16 protein-coding genes are annotated in these 18,826 nt (G+C 49.8%); 3 read left to right on the top strand and 13 right to left on the bottom strand.

The genetic code is table 11. The features are described 5' to 3' along the window. Window positions 1–7: 7 nt before the first annotated feature. Both rpsO and ACYSNS_RS04145 read right to left on the bottom strand, forming a co-directional pair. Window positions 8–277, bottom strand: coding sequence for a 30S ribosomal protein S15 (gene rpsO, locus ACYSNS_RS04150; RefSeq protein ID WP_461721843.1), 270 nt, complete (start codon window positions 275–277; stop codon window positions 8–10). A 200-nt stretch (window positions 278–477) separates the two neighbouring features. Then, entirely contained in the window at window positions 478–1,359 is an 882-nt protein-coding gene (locus tag ACYSNS_RS04145) for a LysR family transcriptional regulator (protein ID WP_461721842.1), read from the bottom strand. Between the two features lie 107 nt (window positions 1,360–1,466). On the opposite strand from ACYSNS_RS04145, the gene ACYSNS_RS04140 reads away from it, so the two are divergent. The 3 genes from ACYSNS_RS04140 (at window position 1,467) to ACYSNS_RS04130 (ending at window position 3,947) form a co-directional block, all read left to right on the top strand. Then, complete coding sequence (locus ACYSNS_RS04140; RefSeq protein ID WP_461721841.1) at window positions 1,467–1,826, top strand: DMT family transporter; 360 nt, start codon at window positions 1,467–1,469, stop codon at window positions 1,824–1,826. Next, window positions 1,823–2,143 (top strand): SMR family transporter, encoded by a 321-nt coding sequence (locus tag ACYSNS_RS04135; protein WP_461721840.1) that lies wholly within the window; start codon window positions 1,823–1,825, stop codon window positions 2,141–2,143. Before ACYSNS_RS04140 ends, ACYSNS_RS04135 begins: the two co-directional genes overlap by 4 nt. 172 nt (window positions 2,144–2,315) lie before the next feature. Beyond that, a complete protein-coding gene (locus tag ACYSNS_RS04130) occupies window positions 2,316–3,947 on the top strand; it encodes an MFS transporter (RefSeq protein ID WP_461721839.1) in 1,632 nt (543 codons plus the stop codon). Window positions 3,948–3,969: 22 nt separating this feature from the next. Here ACYSNS_RS04130 and ACYSNS_RS04125 read toward each other — a convergent pair whose 3' ends face one another. The 11 genes from ACYSNS_RS04125 to lnt form a co-directional block, all read right to left on the bottom strand. Further along, window positions 3,970–6,468: an autotransporter outer membrane beta-barrel domain-containing protein gene (locus ACYSNS_RS04125; RefSeq protein WP_461721838.1), complete on the bottom strand. Its 2,499-nt coding sequence runs from the start codon at window positions 6,466–6,468 to the stop codon at window positions 3,970–3,972. A gap of 474 nt (window positions 6,469–6,942) precedes the next feature. After that, window positions 6,943–7,908 carry a tRNA pseudouridine(55) synthase TruB gene (gene truB, locus ACYSNS_RS04120; RefSeq protein ID WP_461721837.1) on the bottom strand — a complete coding sequence of 322 codons (966 nt, stop codon included), beginning with the start codon at window positions 7,906–7,908 and terminating at the stop codon, window positions 6,943–6,945. Between the two features lie 7 nt (window positions 7,909–7,915). Further along, window positions 7,916–8,314: a 30S ribosome-binding factor RbfA gene (gene rbfA / locus ACYSNS_RS04115; RefSeq protein ID WP_461721836.1), complete on the bottom strand. Its 399-nt coding sequence runs from the start codon at window positions 8,312–8,314 to the stop codon at window positions 7,916–7,918. Between the two features lie 196 nt (window positions 8,315–8,510). Beyond that, window positions 8,511–11,075, bottom strand: a complete 2,565-nt coding sequence (gene infB / locus ACYSNS_RS04110; RefSeq protein WP_461721835.1) for a translation initiation factor IF-2 — start codon at window positions 11,073–11,075, stop codon at window positions 8,511–8,513. Beyond that, window positions 11,072–11,707 carry an RNA-binding protein gene (locus tag ACYSNS_RS04105; protein WP_461721834.1) on the bottom strand — a complete coding sequence of 212 codons (636 nt, stop codon included), beginning with the start codon at window positions 11,705–11,707 and terminating at the stop codon, window positions 11,072–11,074. The genes infB and ACYSNS_RS04105 overlap by 4 nt, the downstream gene beginning before the upstream one ends. A 17-nt stretch (window positions 11,708–11,724) precedes the next feature. Then, on the bottom strand, window positions 11,725–13,320 hold the full coding sequence (gene nusA / locus ACYSNS_RS04100; RefSeq protein ID WP_461721833.1) for a transcription termination factor NusA: 1,596 nt from the start codon (window positions 13,318–13,320) through the stop codon (window positions 11,725–11,727). A 42-nt stretch (window positions 13,321–13,362) separates the two neighbouring features. Continuing rightward, complete coding sequence (rimP, locus tag ACYSNS_RS04095; RefSeq protein WP_461721912.1) at window positions 13,363–14,004, bottom strand: ribosome maturation factor RimP; 642 nt, start codon at window positions 14,002–14,004, stop codon at window positions 13,363–13,365. A gap of 186 nt (window positions 14,005–14,190) precedes the next feature. Then, window positions 14,191–14,892, bottom strand: coding sequence for a tRNA (guanine(46)-N(7))-methyltransferase TrmB (gene trmB / locus ACYSNS_RS04090; RefSeq protein WP_461721832.1), 702 nt, complete (start codon window positions 14,890–14,892; stop codon window positions 14,191–14,193). Continuing rightward, window positions 14,892–16,157, bottom strand: coding sequence for a methionine adenosyltransferase (gene metK / locus ACYSNS_RS04085; RefSeq protein ID WP_461721831.1), 1,266 nt, complete (start codon window positions 16,155–16,157; stop codon window positions 14,892–14,894). Before metK ends, trmB begins: the two co-directional genes overlap by 1 nt. A gap of 451 nt (window positions 16,158–16,608) precedes the next feature. Next, window positions 16,609–17,022: a helix-turn-helix domain-containing protein gene (locus ACYSNS_RS04080; RefSeq protein WP_461721830.1), complete on the bottom strand. Its 414-nt coding sequence runs from the start codon at window positions 17,020–17,022 to the stop codon at window positions 16,609–16,611. A 131-nt stretch (window positions 17,023–17,153) separates the two neighbouring features. Next, a complete protein-coding gene (lnt, locus tag ACYSNS_RS04075) occupies window positions 17,154–18,752 on the bottom strand; it encodes an apolipoprotein N-acyltransferase (protein WP_461721829.1) in 1,599 nt (532 codons plus the stop codon). Window positions 18,753–18,826 lie beyond the last annotated feature (74 nt).

Genomic DNA, 18,826 nt, shown 5'->3' with positions numbered 1-18,826 from the left:
ATGCTTTTTAGCGGCGCAGGCCGAGTTTGCCGATCAAGGTTTGGTAGCGGCCGGCATCGATACCCTTAAGGTAATCGAGAAGGCGGCGACGCTGCGAAACCAACTTCAAAAGACCACGGCGGGAATGGTTATCCTTCTTGTGAGACTTGAAGTGTTCGGTAAGATTGGCAATACGTTCTGATAGAACAGCAACCTGTACTTCCGGTGAACCTGTGTCACCTTCCTTGGTTCCATATTCTTTAATCAAAGCCTGTTTGCGTTCAGCAGTAATCGACATCGTATCATCCTTTCAATAAAAGAGGGACATATGAGACGCCCCAGCCGGGATGTCGTCCAGCAGGGGTCAGTGAAACAACAGGATACCGCAAGGCACCTGTCAATGCCGATCCTATATAGGAATTTACGTGCGATTGCTAGTCCCCAGACCCGAAGCAATCGCTTATGCGGCAAGTTCAGGCATTGGCGCAACAATATCTGTCATCTATCGCTGTCCACATCATCATCGGTTTTCATCAATTGTTCCAGAAACCATAAGCCCGCAGCGCCCGGCGGCGTTTGCTTAAGCGTCACAGCATCAATCGGCACCGAGCGCGGCCACCCGTTGACATCCAATTGTTTAAGACGGTCACCGCCATATTGCCGAACCAGATTTTGCGGCAGTTCTGCCCAGCCAAAGCCTTGTTCGGCCATCTCCATAATAACCATATAATCCGATGCAGACCAGATATAGGGGCGAGTCTTTTCAGCGGTTTTAGACGGCGTCGTCAATCGGATCTGTCGCGCTGTGTAAAGTTGCGACGGTGTCAACAATTCCCGATTGGCCATTGGGTGGTTTTTACCGACATAAAGCGCCATTTCTGCGCGTATAGGAAGCCGTTTTACGCTGATATCGCTAGGATAATCGGCCATAGCCGCCAAAAGTCCTAATTGCGCGCGTCCACGCTGAAGGAGATCGACCACATAAGACGCCTCTGCATCAAGTATCTCCAACTCGGTATCGGGATAACGCGATGCAAAACGTTCCATCAAGCGATGTGTGGGACTGATCGGATAGGTATCCGACACCACAATCGCCAGACGTGGCTCGATGTCATCCGCCAATCTGATGCTTAATTCATCGAGCCGGTCGGCGGCATCAAGGATATCCTGCGCATACCAAAGCACTTTGCGCCCTTCTTCGGTCAAGACAGGATAGCGGCCACTGCGATCAAAAAGTATCAGCCCAAGATCGGTTTCAAGATGAGCGATTGCTGCGCTGATCGTCGACTGACTTTTCTGCAATTTTCGTGCTGCCGCAGAAAAAGAACCAAGTGCAGCAGCTTCCACAAAGGCCGTCAGCGATTCAGGTGCATAACGCATTATCCATTTCCTATCGTTTTTTTCGATACATCCTATTTTGATTATACTATAAAAATCGATCATTTTCATTTGGAAAAATCAACTTCGATAATACCAAGGAATGGAAAATGATAAACAAGCAGTTGGCGTTCAAAACCTACTGGGCTTGGTTTGCACTATTTATAGCCATCGTTGCAGAGGTGACAGGAACATCCTTCATGGCCGAGTCGGCCCGCCATGGCGGCTATATGGGTTTCGCTATCATGGCGATGGCTCTCGCGCTCTCCTATTACTTTTTAGCGCTTTCGGTGCGTCGAATTTCTGTCGGCGTCGCCTATGCGATTTGGGAAGGTCTTGGCCTGACTTTGCTGACGGTCGTTGGTGTTCTGATCTTCAAGGATGTTCTTTCCATACAGGAACTCATCGGCCTTGTTCTCGCGCTTATTGGAATTATTTGCGTCGCTTTGGGTGAGGAGCATTCATCATGACAATAACAGCAATCATCTATGTAACCCTATCAGCCTTTATCGACATTGGTGCCAATATGATGGTGGCCCGTTCAAAGGGCTTCCAAAAATTGGGCTGGGGCTTCGGCGCTATTATTTTGGTATGGATTGCCTTTGCTTTGCTCGGCCAAGCAGTCAAAACCATGGATCTCGCCATCGCCTATGCGATGTGGGGCGCTATCGGTGTGGTTGGCACCGCCGCCTGTGGACGCATTTTGTTCGGACATCGATTGAAACCGATCGGCTGGTTCGGCATCATTCTGGTAACGACCGCGGTCATATTTCTATCAACCGCGTAATTGCCAATGTCAGGTCACAGCACTAAAGCTGCCGTTATTCTTTGCGATGTACGGTTTTATGATAAAACGTGCCGACAAACTCGTCGGCACGTTTCATCAAGCCCTTGCGGCGCCTTCACACCTCGCTTAGACTACTTGAACGAATAAAAGTAGTTTTTGGGCAGGGAGGCCAATGCAGCAGAAAAATACAACTTTGGCGCCGTTTAAAAATGCTGCTTTCAGGAGCCTTTGGTCGGCCACGCTCGTGTCGAACCTTGGCGGCCTTATCCAAACGGTGGGCGCGGGATGGTTGATGACATTGATCACCACCTCAAACTCCATGGTTGGGCTGGTTCAGGGCGCAACGACGCTGCCGGTTGTTATTTTTTCGCTTATGGCTGGCGCCCTTGCCGACAATTTCAATCGACGCCAGATCATGTTGAGCGCACAGGCCATGATGATGATGGTGTCGATTGCGCTCGCGATCTTGACCTATATGGGACTTATCACGCCTTGGCTTCTTTTGTTATTCACCTTTCTGATCGGTTGTGGCTCTGCACTTTATAATCCGCCATGGCAGGCAACTGTCGGTGATATTGTGCCGCGGGAAGATATTCCCGCCGCTGTCACGCTGAATAGCGTCGGTTTCAACCTGATGCGCAGTGTCGGCCCTGCTGCTGGTGGTGCTATTGTGGCTGCTTTCGGCGGAGCAGCGGCATTTATATTTAATGCTTTCAGCTATATTCCCCTATTGGGCGCTTTATTTCTTTGGAAACCTCGCTACTCCGCCAAGACCCTACCCCGTGAGCGTCTGGTTGGTGCCATGTCGGATGGTTTGCGCTATGTCATGATGTCACCGCATCTGCTTAATATCATGACCCGCGCCTTTATGTTCGGCCTCGGTGGCATTGCCATATTGGCGCTTCTGCCGGTTGTCGCACGCGAGATGCTTGCCGGCGGCGCATTGTTATATGGAACGTTGCTGGGCTTCTTCGGTATCGGGGCGATTATAGCCGGTGTTATCAATTCAGGTATACGCCGTCGCTTTCGCTCTGAAACCATTGTGGCAAGTGCTTTTGTCGGCTTTGCCCTTTCATGCTTTCTTTTGGCAATAAGCCGTTCCCTTATTCTCACACATATTGTGTTGTTGCCGGCAGGTATGTGCTGGGTTCTGGCGCTGTCGCTTTTCAATGTTTCCGTTCAGCTTTCCACACCACGCTGGGTAGTGGCACGAGCCTTGGCGCTTTACCAGACAGCATCGTTTGGCGGCATGGCGCTTGGTAGCTGGCTTTGGGGTGCATTAGCCGATGGCTATTCACCAACCGTTGCGCTTTATATCTGTTCCGCCTTTTTGCTTCTTGGTGCGCTGGCCGGTTTGAAATTTGCCATTCATGAGATCCCCAGTATCAACCTTGATCCATTGGATCAGTTTCGTGAACCAGAACTTTTGCTCGATTTACAAGCCCGTAGCGGCCCGATCATGATTATGATTGATTATGAAATCACCGAGGCCGACCTGCCGGAATTCCTCGACACGATGACCTTAAGACGCAGAATACGTTTGCGCGACGGTGCACGCCAATGGGTTCTGTTAAGAGACCTCGAAAAACCGCATTGCTGGACGGAATCCTACCATATGCCGACTTGGGTGGATTATCTGCGTCATAACCATCGACGCACAAAGGCTGATGCCGAGGTGAATGAACGGTTGAGTAAACTGAACAAGGCACCTGAGGGTATTCGCGTTCACCGTATGATCGAACGTCAAACTGTCCCCCAGGCCAATGAAATGCATTTAAAGCACTCTCCCCATCATTTGCATTGACGGGAAGAACCATCATTAATTGTTAAAAACGAATACGCAGGCCGATATTACCGGATACGGACGAACTTGTGGCACCACCGGCACGGTATTCAACTTCACCAAAAACCGATGCTTTTTTACTGATCTTTGCATCTATTCCGGCACCAATTTTTGCCGTTGTGCCACTATAATCATTTTTAAAGCGATGTGATCTATTGATCGTAACCGTTTCAGAATCGACAAATTCATGTTCGACAGCCAAACGCACATAGGGTTTGACAGAACAACCATTTTTCAACGCATACTCACGGCCAATCACAACACCGGCTTCAATTTTAGCTGAGCTGCCGCGCCCCAATTTTGCACGCATACCATTATCGAGCTTGACCGTTTTATTTTCACTGGTGAAGAACGAGCCACGCAGATAAGGATTGATAAAGGTGGATGATGGCAATTCAAAACGGTATCCTGCCTCAAGCGCCCCACCTATCGCATTTTGCGAATAGCTGCCCGATGCCATGTCACCATTGGTCATACGTGCCTGTATGTCGCCTTTGAAACGATTGACCTTCAAGATACTATCAAAATAGAACCCGCTTTTGTCGAAATAGCTGGCAAAAATCGATGCGCTATAGCTGTCAATATCACTTTCACCACCACGTTCGTGTTTGACCTTATTGTCCGTATAAGAGACGATTCCCCCTATCAGCCACGTCCCGCGCGCGCCGTTGACGGATTTATCAACGCCGAACTCAATACCTTTCTGGTTCAGCCGATAGTCAGCCAAGCCATAAGCAAAATTGCTATGGCTGCCTATACCGCGTGTCCAGAAGCGCCAACCATCCAGATCCCTCTCGCCCGTTCCTATATTTCGCGTATGTAAGGTGGAAAGCTCGTTGTAAAAAATATTGTGCCCGACGGAAGCAATCGCCAGCATTGCATCTGTTGAAGGTGTGGTTTTGAGTTCCTCTGGCACGGGCAAAACCTGACCAGGCCCTGTTTCACCACTTACGCCGCCTCCAGCACCATTTTCACTGCTGGTTTCACCTTCATTGCCATTGCCCTCAGGTGTCTCGGGTTCGGTTGAAGGAAGGCCAAGATACCAGACACTGCCAGCCAAACCATCTTTGTCTTTGGCGGTGTAAAGCTGATACATATAGGCACCGCCATCGACATAGCGCGTCACGGCTCCGTTCTTGTCAACAAGCTGATAACGCGACCCTCCACTCTGATCTTGGATAAGATTGAGACTATTGCTTTCAGCTCGGGTAATTTCACTGCCGCTATCGCTGATCATCAGCGTATGATTACCGCTGCCTTTTTGTACGCTGATGAAATCTCCTACATTTTCTGCGACACTTGTATGAATCATAAAATTCAAGTTGCCGGACAATTCACCAATATTCATACGGCTAAAAGCCGCGCTATCCCCAAGAGGGATAGTGACAATTGTTCCCTGACCGGTCAATTTATCGATGGTGATATAATCGTCGTTGTTAAGCCCGTTATGGACACCCAGAAATGTTGTCTTGTCGTGCAAGTTGATAATGCCCGCAGAAGTACCGTCGCCAGCACCTGCCATCATTTCAATTCGCGCATTGTCATAAACATCCAGCTGGCCATTCATCTTTGCGTTGCTTGCACCCCACAATACCGAGCCATCGTGCAATGTCGCGTCGGTAATGCTTGAATCTTCAAAAATGTAGATGGAACCATAATCATATACTGTCGTATTGAAAACTTGACCTTCATACATGACGCGTTGATACCCATTGCCAGCAACGATCGTATCATAAGCAAACCCCGTACCTTCACCATTATCAATAACATATTGTACGCCGTCATTGACACGGGTTTGGCGCGCAATACCACCGTCAGACACCGTTTGCCTACCGCCATTAACAGTAGTTCCTACCGATACACCACTTCCAAACACATTTTCGAAGCCACCGAGTTCAATTTGTGTGCCAAAGGATTGCCCGCCATCATAGACACTCAGAGTGCCGTCATCACCGACGATGATATTTTGCGCCTTACCGGCTTCCATCGATTTATCTGCGCTATCGGAAGTAAAAATATGGATCTGGCCGCCATCTTGAACCGTAGAATCGGAAATAGCGCCGCCCGCCATCACGCTTACCACTGCGCCCTGATTAACCGTCCAGCCCTTTGCCGACGCTTGAAAATTGGGGTCGTAAGCACCGTCGCCGATCTGCGGCAATTTGCTGATAACCGCCTCGCTATCTGCGATCGTGCTATTATTCAATGTACCAAGAACAGAAACTTTTGCACCATTGGAAATAGTCCAATCTGTCAGCGTAGTATTCGGTGAGACTTCCAGGCAATCGTTGCTTCCAAGCGTCATCGCCGATGCATTGCCAGTGCTGATATTGGTCCGCTTACCACAAAATGTTTGAGCTTCTGCTTTGCCCGAAACGGCGAAAGACGATAAAATAGAAAATAGTGCCCCAGCCCAGAAAGCTTTTCCAGACACGAGTGGAGATGGCGTGCAAAGGCATGCACACGAGCCACGTAGATTCATAAAGTAACAACTCCGATAAAGACATCATCGCGCTCGATATCCCCCACCCGCTGTCTGCCGGAGAAATAAGAATAAGCGCATTTTTTTTCAGCAGGCTACCTAAATAAAAATCGGGTGTTTTGAAAATGATTTTCGCTCAAAGACAGCGAAGAAAGACTGAAATAAGCGTCGTTAGACCCATTATGTTTTTAAAATGTTTCAAATCGTTATATAATGGGACAGTTCTTAAGGGCGCGGCTATTTTGGCTTGGCTTATCAGCGCTTCAAAAGAATACGCAAATCGCATCGCAAAGCATAGTTGATTTGCAAAAACTATCGACCTGATGCTACCCGGCCAGCGCGTCTCAAGCTTTTGATTTGTCGCGGTATCTTATCTGATTGATGATTCACATCAATCGGGAACCGCTCTAAACAGCAAAGAGATGCGCGAAGGAAAGCGGAAGCAGCCAGGATATTTACAAACAGGGCAGACGATCAATTATTGATTGTAAAGACACGTTTTGGCTTGAATTGACCTTTTTCAATCATTCCAATAGCTAACAATTGACCTTTTTGCGTCACACATACTTCATCTTCGTCAATGGGGGCATCACGACCGCGCAGGATAACGGGGTTACCCATCTTTACGCGATGGGCCTGATCATCACTTAGTGCATATTGCGACAGGCATTCCAATGCTGCGCCGGTTTCGATCAACAGATCATCAATCTTGGAAAAATCGCGTTTTGGCAAGTTGCCATCTTCATCCGGCTCGCCTTTTTGCGGAGCGGCCGTTTCCAACTCTTCCAACGTTACGAAATCATCTTCGGAAAAAGGTGCCACTTCAATGCGGCGTAAATCTGCAATATGGCCGTAACATCCAAGCTCACGCCCCATGTCGCGCGCCAAAGAACGTACATACGTGCCTTTTCCACATTCCACTTCAAAGACTGAATGTCCCTCGGCATTTGTCTCAAGCAATTCCAGACTATCAATTTCGACTTCACGAGCCGGTATTTCAATCGTCTCACCTTCGCGGGCAAGGTCGTAGGCGCGGTTTCCGTCAATCTTGATGGCCGAAAATTGCGGCGGTGTTTGCATAATCACACCGATATAATGAGGCAAAATCGCCAAGATCTCATCTTCTGTCGGACGTTTTTCCGATGTTTTGGTTGCTTCGCCTTCAAGATCGTCCGTATTGCGTTCCTCACCCCAAGCTACATGGAACTGATAGACCTTGGTCCCCTCCATAACATAGGGAACTGTCTTTGTAGCTTCACCGAGCGCGATGGGCAGCATGCCTGAAGCCAACGGATCAAGTGTTCCAGCATGTCCGGCTTTTTCGGCATTGAACAACCATTTGATTTTCGAAACAGCTTCTGTCGACCCCATACCTTTAGGCTTATCCAAAACTACCCAGCCGGAAACCGGCCGACCTTTTTTCTTACGTTGGCGCGCCATGTTCTGCTTAGTCCTCTTGTTCGTCATCGTGACGCAAATCGCGTGCTACTTCGGGAGAACGGAGCAATGCATCAATTTTTGAAAAGTTGTCAAAACTTGTATCAAGCCGAAAACGGAATTCCGGCATATATTTCATCTGCCGCAAATCATGGCTGATTTCACCCCGGATAAAACGGGCATGATGGTTTAAGGCTTTTATCACCGGATCACTGTCAACATTGCCAAGCGGTGCCACAAAGCAGGTTGCTATCTTCAAATCTGGCGACATGCGCACTTCCGATACGGAAAGGACCACACCGTTTAAAACCGGATCAAGCAAGACGCCGCGTTGCAGCATGGTTGCAACAGCATGGCGCACCTGCTCGCCAACTCTTAATTGTCGTTGCGACGGCCCTGCATGTTTCATGAGAAAACCAACCTTTATGATCCGAGTTGAAACATCCGCACTCTGGCGTATGTTTCTTTTTGTTCTGATGTTTTGAAAGCCGTTTCAACCGCAATAAAGGCATAAACGGCTCTTTTGAACGTCCAGCGCTATCGCTTTATTTACCGGTAAAACCGGCAGAATCCGGCGGTGCCTTTTTCTGACACCGCCGAAACTGTTACAAGGTGCGGGTAATATGCTCGACGCGGAATGCTTCGATCGTATCGCCGGCGCGGATGTCTTCGTAATTTTCGAAAGCCATACCGCATTCCTGACCAACCTGCACTTCGTTGACCTCGTCCTTGAAACGCTTAAGTGTCTTAAGCTTGCCTTCATGGATAACAACGTTATCACGTATAAGGCGAACGCCTGCACCACGCTCCATTTTTCCTTCGGTAACACGGCAACCGGCAACCTTGCCGACCTTGGTGATATTGAAGACTTCCAGGATCTCGGCATTGCCAAGGAACGTCTCACGGCGCTCTGGCGATAGCATACCCGACATTGCCGCTTTCACGTCGTCCACCAGATCGTAGATGATGTTGTAATAGCGGATTTCGATGCCTTGCGCTTCAGCGGAATCCCGTGCCTGCTTATTCGCACGCACGTTAAAGCCGATAATGGCGGCATTAGACGCTTCGGCCAATGACACATCACTTTCCGTGATACCACCGGCACCGGCATGGACGATACGAGCACGAACCTCGTCATTGCCAAGTTTTTCAAGTGCAACACAGATAGCTTCCACCGAACCCTGCACATCGCCCTTGATGACAAGCGGGAATTCCTTGACACCACTGGCTTGCAACTGGTTCATCATCTGCTCGAGCGAACCACGTGAACCTGCCTGACGGGCAACGGCCTTCTCGCGAGCCAAACGCTGACGATATTCAGCGATTTCGCGCGCTTGCGATTCATTATTCACCACGGCAAAGCGGTCACCGGCCTGCGGCGTTCCTTGCATACCAAGAATTTCCACCGGCATAGATGGCCCGGCTTCCTTGATGTGATCGCCCCGATCGTTGATAAGCGCACGAACACGCCCCCATTCATTACCAGCAACAATAATATCAGAAGGATGCAATGTGCCTTTCTGCACCAAGACTGTGGCGACTGAACCACGGCCACGGTCAAGCTCGGCTTCAATAACGACGCCTTCAGCGGTACGATCCGGATCCGCCTTCAGGTCGAGGATTTCGGCCTGAAGCAAGATGGCCTCAAGAAGCTTATCGAGATTTTGACCGGTCTTGGCTGAAACTTCCACTTCCAGCACGTCACCACCCATTGTTTCGACAAAAACTTCATATTGCAAAAGCTCTGTACGAACCTTTTGTGCGTCAGCAGCGGGCTTATCGATTTTGTTGATTGCAACAATAATCGGTACGCCGGCAGCCTTGGCATGATTGATCGATTCAATCGTCTGCGGCATGACGCTATCATCGGCTGCGACAACCAGAACTGCAATATCCGTTGCCTGCGCACCACGAGCACGCATCGCAGTAAAGGCAGCATGGCCCGGAGTGTCGATGAATGTGATCTTCTGACCGTTTTGCACAACCTGATACGCACCAATATGCTGGGTAATACCACCGGCTTCACCCGAAACGACATTGGCTTTGCGGATTGCATCAAGCAAAGAGGTTTTGCCGTGATCGACGTGCCCCATAATGGTGACAACAGGGGGACGCGGTTGTAGCTTCCCTGTATCGTCGGCGACATTGAACAGACCTTCTTCAACATCAGACTCGGCAACACGCTTTACCGTATGGCCAAATTCCTCTGCAATCAATTGCGCCATATCGGCATCAATCACATCGCCAGGCTTCATCATCTGGCCTTGCTTCATCAGATATTTGATGACCTCAACAGAACGCTCGGCCATACGCTGTGCCAACTCCTGAATAGTAATCGTTTCTGGAAGCGTCACTTCACGCGAGATCTTCTCACGCGTTTCCTGCATTTGCGAACGTTTGAACTTTTCCTGCCGACGGCGCATTGCAGCCATGGAGCGACCACGAGCATTGCCATCATCATCAAGTGCGCTATTCAGCGTCAACTTGCCACGGCGCCGCTCATCGGCACCTTTGACAACCTTGGGGGTACGGACTTCCGGCTTCGCTGGCGCACCGCCACGACGGGCGCGACGTTCCTCGTCCTCTTCTTCGCCAGCACTGCGCTTGACAACAGGCGCAGCCGTACGCGGCTTGGTTATCGCTGCGGCATCCGAGACAGGCGGAACAGCTGCCTGAGCAGCAGGTGTGGCTGGCGCCTCAGCTGCCTTACGTGCTTCAGCCTCGGCACGTGCCTTGGCATCTTCTTCTGCCTGCTTACGCAAAATTTCTTCGCGCTCTTTTGCGCGCTCAGCCTCTTCAGCCGCACGCAATTTGGCATCTTCTTCAGCCTGCTTACGTTCTTCCTCAGCGCGAATACGCGCTTCTTCAAGGGCGCGCATACGCGCTTCCATTTCAGCCGATGAAAGATTGCTCTGCAAAGGCTGCTCAATGGCAGGCGGCGGCGTCTCGACATGCGGCTTCACATGCGGAGCAACATGAGGCTTGGTAACCACCTGCGGCGTTTCCGCTTTTTCATCAGGACGGGTTATCTTGCGCCGTTTCGTTTCGACAACGACAGCTTTGGTCCGACCATGGCTGAAATTCTGCTTAACCGTGCTTGTTTCCACGCCCGGACGTTTCAGCGTCAGCGTCTTTTTTGCTGTTGTTTTGTCGTTATTGTCTTCAGTCATTCCGTTTCCTTCACGGCTTCTACCGTCATCTTCTCAGGTTCATTGCGCTTAACCCCGCGATAGGCGACAAGTTTTCGCGCCGTCTTGATGAACCCGTCCGCAGCCTGCACATTCAATAGTGCAGCATGTACCACATGATTGTCACCAAAAGCCACACCCATTTCATCACCGGTGAATAAAGACATCACCGAAACTGTTTGTTTTGTCTGCAGCCTTGCGGCATGGATTGCCTGCGAGATTTTACGCCGGCCATCTTCCGCCGCCTCTACCGCATGTAATACCAAGCGCACTTGACCACTTCGTATGGCGGCATCCACCTTCGATGAACCCGTTACAACAGCGCCAGCCTTGCGCGCCATGGCCAAATTCCCCAACGCTGCCCTGACCAGAAGCTGGTCAACCAACTCCGACAGATTGCTTTCAACCGCGACTTCCTGTTTGAAACTGCGCGGAAAAGCCTTGCGCTTGATTGCATCCTCAAGGACTGGCCGCGAAGCAGAAACCCAAGCACCACGCCCCGGCAAATTACCTTTAATATCCGGAACAACCTGACCGTCGGGGCCCGCAACAAAGCGGATAAGCTCTTCAGCCGAGCCGCTTTTTCGCGTTACAATGCAGGTCCGATCATTCATCAGTTTATTCCAACACCCTATTGTGCGACAGCCTCTTCTTCAACAGGCTCTTCTTTTGCCAGGTCTTCTTCTGTCATCCAACCGGCTTTCAAACGCGCCGCGACAACCATCGCTTCCGCATCCGCACGGCTGATATCAAACGGGGTCAGGACACCGGCAAAATTTTGTGTTTCGCCATCTTTACGTTCGCGCCAACCAGCAAGATCATCCACGGCATAACCGGCAAAATCTTCGATGGTTTTGACACCGTCTTCACCGACAGCAACCAACATTGCCGTCGTCAGACCAGGCAATTCACGCAATTCGTCAGCAACACCGAGTTCTTTACGCTTGTTGTCAAGCTCTGCCTCTTTACGCTCAAGGAACTCTTTTGCGCGGTTCTGAATTTCCGAGGCGGTCTCTTCGTCAAAACCTTCTATCGAGCCGATTTCATCAAGCTCTACATAAGCGATCTCTTCGATTGAAGCGAAACCTTCGGAGGCGAGAACCTGACCAACCATTTCGTCAACATCCAGCGCTTCCATGAAGAGCTTGCTGCGCTCGGTGAACTCTTTTTGCCGATTTTCAGATTCTTCCTGCTCGGTCAGAATGTCAATATCCCAGCCCGTCAATTGCGAAGCCAGACGGACATTTTGACCGCGACGACCAATAGCAAGGCTCAGCTGATCATCAGGAACCACCACTTCAATACGTTCGGACTCCTCATCGAGAACAACTTTTGCCACTTCAGCTGGCTGCAAAGCATTAACAATAAAGCTTGCCGCATCTGGAGACCAAGGAATGATATCGATTTTCTCACCCTGCAGTTCACCAACAACAGCCTGCACACGGCTACCGCGCATACCAACGCAAGCACCGACAGGATCGATCGAACCATCACGTGACACCACTGCAATCTTCGCGCGTGAACCCGGATCACGAGCGACCGACTTGATTTCAATAATGCCATCATAGATTTCCGGCACTTCCATGGTGAAAAGCTTAGCCATGAATTGCGGATGGGTACGTGAAAGAAAAATCTGCGGACCACGCTGCTCACGACGTACATCATAAACAAATGCACGGATACGATCGCCATAACGAAATGCTTCGCGCGGGATAAGCTCGTCTCGACGAACAATCGCCTCACCGCGTCCAAGATCAACAATGACATTGCCATATTCGACGCGCTTGACCGTTCCCGAAATAATTTCGCCAACCTTGTCCTTGAACTCGTCAAACTGATGGTCACGTTCTGCTTCGCGTACTTTTTGCACAATCACCTGCTTGGCAGACTGGGCAGCAATACGACCGAAGTCCATAGGCGGCAGCGGATCGGACAGAAACTCGCCAACAACCGCATCAGGCTTGCGTCCAAGCGCGTCAACCAATGCGATCTGGGTTGCATAATCTTCAACCGTATCCACAACTTCAAGCAAGCGCTGCAATTTGATTTCGCCGGATTTAGAATTAATGTCGGCACGGATATTGGTCTCTTGACCATAGCGCGAACGGGCCGCTTTCTGGATAGCGTCCGCCATAGCAGCAATCACGATTTCACGGTCAATCGACTTTTCGCGGGCAACGGCATCTGCAATTTGCAGAAGTTCCAGCCTGTTAGCGCTTACAGCCATTGATTCTCTCCTTTTTTGTGCCGCCCCGCGGCATCGACCAAACTATTTCTTTTCTTCAACTTCATCCAACGGCGCAGCATCTTCCGATGCACCCAGATCATCATCAGGGATCAGCTGTTGGCGCAGAGCCTTATCTTTTTTCAAGGCATCTCGGATCAGTTCGTCCGTCAACACCAACCGACCATCGGTGACATCTACAAACGGAATACGCACGCTCATGGCCTCGCCATAAGCCGCCTTGTCGGTATTGAGTGTGAAAGCCTCGCCATCAACCTCGGAGATTACGCCACGAAATTTCCGTCGGCCATCAATCACAATACCGGTTTCAACCTTGGCAATATGTCCCTGCCAATGGACAAAATCAGACTTTCTCACCAATGGCCGGTCAATACCGGGCGATGAAACTTCAAGATGATACTTACGCTCAATCACATCTTCAACATCAAGAATAGGCGACACTGTACGACTAACGGTTTCACAATCCTCTATCGTCATGGTGCCGTCGGCGCGTTCCGCCATAATCTGCAGCGTAAGACCGTTGAGGCCTGACATCCTGACACGGACCAACCTGAAACCAAGCGGCTTCAAGACCGGCGCAATCAGCGCGGCCACACGGGCATCAATGCCATTTTCTTCGAACAAGCGCGCTTCATCAATATCAATCAACCGTTCAGCTGCACACATCTCGTTCTGTTCCAAATTAACCTCATAGCCCGTCCTGGAAACAAAAAAGAGCGGGTCCGGGCGGCCCACTCTTCATCAGAAGATCAAGAATTTCCTTCTATATACGCTTAAAAGAAGTTCTTTTCAAGTCATTCATTAAGCGCTTTAACGAGATTATCCAAAGACTGCACCAAGCAGGCTCGTGACCTAACGCTTGATAAACGTCAGATAGGCTGCACTACGGCCCTCTCGAAAAGCTTTGGCCTCATATCGGGTTCCTGGCCAAGCCTCATAAGGCGTTTTCCAATCCTGCGGCCCTTCGGCCTGCCATTCAAATGCGTCATGTCGGGCGCAATGATAAAGCGTCCAATTTACGTAGGTATCAATATCACTGGCAAAGCGAAACTTTGTACCGGGTTTTAATACGCGTGCAAACCGGTCAAGATTCTTGTCACTGACAAAGCGACGTTTCCAGTGCTTCTTTTTGGGCCAAGGATCTGGATAAAAAAGGTCGATACCATCGAGCGAAACCGGGGGCATCCAATCAAGCAGACGCGTTGCATCATCATCATAGAGACGAATATGGTTCTGCCGGTCAACGCGACCGTCCAAACCGGCAAGCATTTTCGCCATTCCATTCACGAAAGGCTCTACCCCGATAAAACCCGTCTCAGGATACCGATCCATTTCGTGCAGCAAGTGCTCTCCACCGCCAAAACCAATCTCCAAACGCACCTTGCCAGCCTCTGCCTTGAAGAGATCCGCAAGCTTTGCTGGGGCGGGCTTTTCAAGGTCAAGCTTTAATGCTGGAAGAAGTGTTTCGGCACGTGTCAACTGGCCGTCGCGCAGGGCTTTACCATGACGACGACCGTAAAACGCTTCGCTTGCACGTTGTTTGCGATTTTCCATTACGCTTTGATCGCAGACTTGAGAGCCTTTACAAGATCTGTTCTTTCCCAGGAGAATGAACCATCTCGCCCCGGCTTACGGCCAAAATGGCCATAGGCCGACGTCTTGGCATAAATGGCCTTATTCAAATCAAGATGCTTGCGAATGCCCGTCGGGGACAAATCCATCGTTTTGCGGATAGCCGCTTCGACCGCACTTTCATCGACCTTGCCGGTTCCGTGTAGGTTGACATAGATAGACAAGGGTTGCGCCACTCCGATTGCGTAGGAAATCTGGATGGTGCAACGTTCGGCCAGATCAGCAGCAACAACATTTTTGGCAAGATAACGCGCGGCGTATGCCGCGGAACGGTCAACCTTTGTTGTGTCCTTGCCGGAAAACGCACCACCACCATGCGGAGCTGCACCACCATAGGTGTCAACAATGATCTTGCGACCGGTCAACCCTGCATCACCATCGGGGCCGCCAATGACGAATTTTCCGGTTGGATTGATGTACCAATTGCAATCATCGGCAATTGCAATATCACTGAGAGCGGTACGGATATAGGGCTCCACCACAGAACGCACTTTTTTAGAATCCCAGCTGGCATCGATGTGTTGCGTTGACAGCACGATGGATGTCACTTCCGTCGGATGGCCATTTTCATACCGCACAGTCACCTGACTTTTGGCATCAGGACCGAGTTTTCCAGCTTCACCCTCATCCATATGACGGGCGATAGCTAGGAGTTCCAGAATTTTATGGGCATAATAGATCGGCGCTGGCATAAGATCGGGCGTTTCGCGGCATGCATAGCCGAACATGATACCCTGATCGCCCGCACCTTCTTCACCCTGCCGATCGGCTGCATTGTCAACGCCCTGTGCGATGTCAGCAGATTGCGGATGCAACAATACGTCAATCTTTACGGTCTTCCAGTGAAAACCTTCCTGTTCATATCCGATAGCACGGATTGCGCGGCGCGCGGCCGCGCGGAAACGGGAAGGATTGATAAGCGGATGCCCCGCCTTATCATGCACCAATTTGCCATTTTTATCTTTTTTCAAAAGGGTATCCGGCACCCGTACTTCACCCGCAATGACCACACGATTGGTGGTGGCAAGGGTTTCACACGCAATACGTACAGACCAAGGATCAACGCCGGTTTTGCGCGCTTCCTTATAGATCATATCGACGATTTCATCGGAAATGCGGTCACAAACTTTGTCGGGGTGACCTTCAGATACGGATTCACTAGTGAAAAGATAATTTTGATGCGACACGGGAAACCCCTCTTGAAAGAAAAACGTCTACATCCTCTTCAGACGCCCTGTAGAGAACAGCGACGCATTCTATTTGCCAAGCTTGCCGCCTTTCGTCAATGCTGTTTTACCGCTATCTATTGAAATAAGCGTGATGTTTCCGAGCCGTTTGGGCGATGATAATAACGCGTTTAGCATTTTATTGCGTCGACACGACAGGCATCATCTTTTTGTTTTCTCGCGCGTGTGGTTATACGAAAAACAGTTCGCTTTTTAAGGGTACGCGCCATAGGTCAAATTATTTAAAGACATTGAGCGAATAGGTTCACCATCGCACAATCGAAGATTGCAACGGCCATCTTTTCTGAAAATATTATTTCAACGAATAAAAACGTTTTCAACGTACGGGCTGGATTGTAAAAACATATACACAGCCTGACAATGCCAAAGGGCACGAATATTAACTCGAATATCAGAGCTTATCGGTCGTTTCGTCTTCCGACAAAGCCTTTGCCAGATCAATGATCTTACGGCGAACCTTGGGGTCTTTGATATTGGTAAATGCACGCATCAATTGGATACCTTCGCTGCTTGAGCAAAAATCCATGAAGCTGTTATCGCTCTCACCAAAACCTTCTAAAGGTCGGCTACCTGGGGCTTCCTCGAAGAAATACGAAACCGGCACATCCATAATTTCGGAAATTGCCTGTAACCGGCTGGCGCCAACGCGATTGGTGCCTTTTTCATATTTCTGGATTTGCTGGAAGGTGATCCCAAGCTGTTCGCCAAGCTTTTCCTGGCTAAGTCCAAGCATATTTCGTCTCAACCTAATACGGCTTCCAACATAGATATCCGTCGGATCAGGCTTTTTTTTCAGTGCGGTCATGATTCAGCTCTTTACTTCAATACTTTCCAGCATCACCGGTCTGAAACCGGTGCAGGGCCATTGAAAATTCAAGGGTTAAGGCATTAGTCCCCCGCAGAACGTCGCCGCCCGGCATAACATAGCATTGCTCATTAATTGTCAATTGACCGACGGGGATTTGAACGCCCTAATATTATACTAAATATCAGTATAACAGCAATTATAACGAAAGCGTGGAAAAAATTCGGTCCTTTGTACCAGATTGGAACAATGGCTGGGGGTATCGGAACATCCAAAAAACCTACCTTGTTTTGTCCGAGTGATGCAACGATTCGTCCATATGGGTCAACAACTGCCGATATACCATTATTGGCAGCGCGGATCAAAGGAATGCCAAGTTCGACTGCACGCAAACGTGCCTGATCAAAATGTTGAAAAGGCCCCGGAGTTACGCCGAACCAGGCATCATTGGTGACATTCAATATCGCGTCTGGGGCAGGTCCCTGATAATCTAGACCATAGGGGAATATAACTTCGTAGCAAATCAAGGGCAGATAGACAAAACCATTTGGCAATGTGACGGTTTTGCGACCTTCTCCCGCCGTATAACCACCTACTGTATCAGCAATTCCGCGTAATCCAATCTTATCAAAAAGGCTTTGATAGGGTAAATATTCACCAAAAGGCACCAAATGTACTTTATCGGAAGCATCTAATATCTGACCATTGCCGTCGATGACTTCGATCGTATTGAAATAATGCTTTTCTTCATCTTCCGGTCCACCATCACTTCTGACAGCACCGACAATAGCAAATTGTTGTGGCTTTAGAGTGGAAGCAATGCGCATTTTGGCTGCTGGAACGTAATCAAGAATATAGGGTACCGACGTTTCCGGCCAAATAACCATTTCAGGTTCTGCCGAACCAGCACGATTTGGCGCTTCGCTGAGCTTTAAATGCGCATCGAACATGGCCATACGAACCTGACTATCGAGCTTTTCGCTTTGTTCGATGGATGGCTGAACCAGCCGCACCCAACGCTGCACCTGGTTATAGTCGGCAATTTGCGGTATGTTGCTCATACGATACAAACCGAAGCCGACTTGTGCACAAAGCAACATGATGGCCATAGCCAAAGCAAACGCCTTGCGTTCCCCGGTTAAGAAGACAACCGGTACACAATAAATCAATACAACCAGTGCATTCATGCCATAGAGGCCAACGACAGCTGCCGACTGCATGAGCAAAGGAAAAGGCATTGCCGTATAGCCGATAGCCCCCCACGGAAAACCGGTCAGCAACGTCCCCCTCAAATATTCACCAACACCGAGTGCAAATGCGAGTGCAAAAAACCGCGACGGCCCGGCACGCCAAAGCAACATCGCGATTATGCCCGCAAATGCCCAATAAAGCGCGAGATATGCGGGAAGGCCAAACACCGCGAAAGGAATAGCCCATGCAAAAGCAATTGGATCAACGAGCATGGCATGACTCAGCCACCAAAGACCGAAAACGAAATAGCCGAAACCGAAACTCCAACAAGTGAGCGCGGCCAACTGCAAACGCTTTTTACGCAGCGGTGTTTTTGCAATGCCGTCGAGCAAAATGACCAAGATTGGAAAGGTCAGAAAGCTGATGGGGGTGAGATAGAACGGCGTGAGTGCAAAGGATGTGGCCGCGCCACAGATCAATGCGACGGACTGCCGTTTCCAACCGTTCAGTTGCTGCAGATACGCTGCGATACCAGTCATTCTACCCCTGCACTTAACGGTTTTTCAAACACCTCTTGCGCGGCTGCACGAAATCTTTCAACCGCGCTCGAGTT

It is taken from the genome of Bartonella sp. LJL80, assembly GCF_054871565.1.
This window is presented reverse-complemented; position numbering and strand designations above follow the sequence as displayed.

Bases quoted from the DNA above. Each gene is read 5' to 3' on its own strand.
- rpsO (WP_461721843.1), bottom strand. From the start codon at position 277: ATGTCGATTACTGCTGAACGCAAACAGGCTTTGATTAAAGAATATGGA.
- ACYSNS_RS04145 (WP_461721842.1), bottom strand. From the start codon at position 1,359: ATGCGTTATGCACCTGAATCGCTGACGGCCTTTGTGGAAGCTGCTGCA.
- ACYSNS_RS04140 (WP_461721841.1), top strand. From the start codon at position 1,467: ATGATAAACAAGCAGTTGGCGTTCAAAACCTACTGGGCTTGGTTTGCA.
- ACYSNS_RS04135 (WP_461721840.1), top strand. From the start codon at position 1,823: ATGACAATAACAGCAATCATCTATGTAACCCTATCAGCCTTTATCGAC.
- ACYSNS_RS04130 (WP_461721839.1), top strand. From the start codon at position 2,316: ATGCAGCAGAAAAATACAACTTTGGCGCCGTTTAAAAATGCTGCTTTC.
- ACYSNS_RS04125 (WP_461721838.1), bottom strand. From the start codon at position 6,468: ATGAATCTACGTGGCTCGTGTGCATGCCTTTGCACGCCATCTCCACTC.
- truB (WP_461721837.1), bottom strand. From the start codon at position 7,908: ATGGCGCGCCAACGTAAGAAAAAAGGTCGGCCGGTTTCCGGCTGGGTA.
- rbfA (WP_461721836.1), bottom strand. From the start codon at position 8,314: ATGAAACATGCAGGGCCGTCGCAACGACAATTAAGAGTTGGCGAGCAG.
- infB (WP_461721835.1), bottom strand. From the start codon at position 11,075: ATGACTGAAGACAATAACGACAAAACAACAGCAAAAAAGACGCTGACG.
- ACYSNS_RS04105 (WP_461721834.1), bottom strand. From the start codon at position 11,707: ATGAATGATCGGACCTGCATTGTAACGCGAAAAAGCGGCTCGGCTGAA.
- nusA (WP_461721833.1), bottom strand. From the start codon at position 13,320: ATGGCTGTAAGCGCTAACAGGCTGGAACTTCTGCAAATTGCAGATGCC.
- rimP (WP_461721912.1), bottom strand. From the start codon at position 14,004: ATGTGTGCAGCTGAACGGTTGATTGATATTGATGAAGCGCGCTTGTTC.
- trmB (WP_461721832.1), bottom strand. From the start codon at position 14,892: ATGGAAAATCGCAAACAACGTGCAAGCGAAGCGTTTTACGGTCGTCGT.
- ACYSNS_RS04080 (WP_461721830.1), bottom strand. From the start codon at position 17,022: ATGACCGCACTGAAAAAAAAGCCTGATCCGACGGATATCTATGTTGGA.
- lnt (WP_461721829.1), bottom strand. From the start codon at position 18,752: ATGACTGGTATCGCAGCGTATCTGCAGCAACTGAACGGTTGGAAACGG.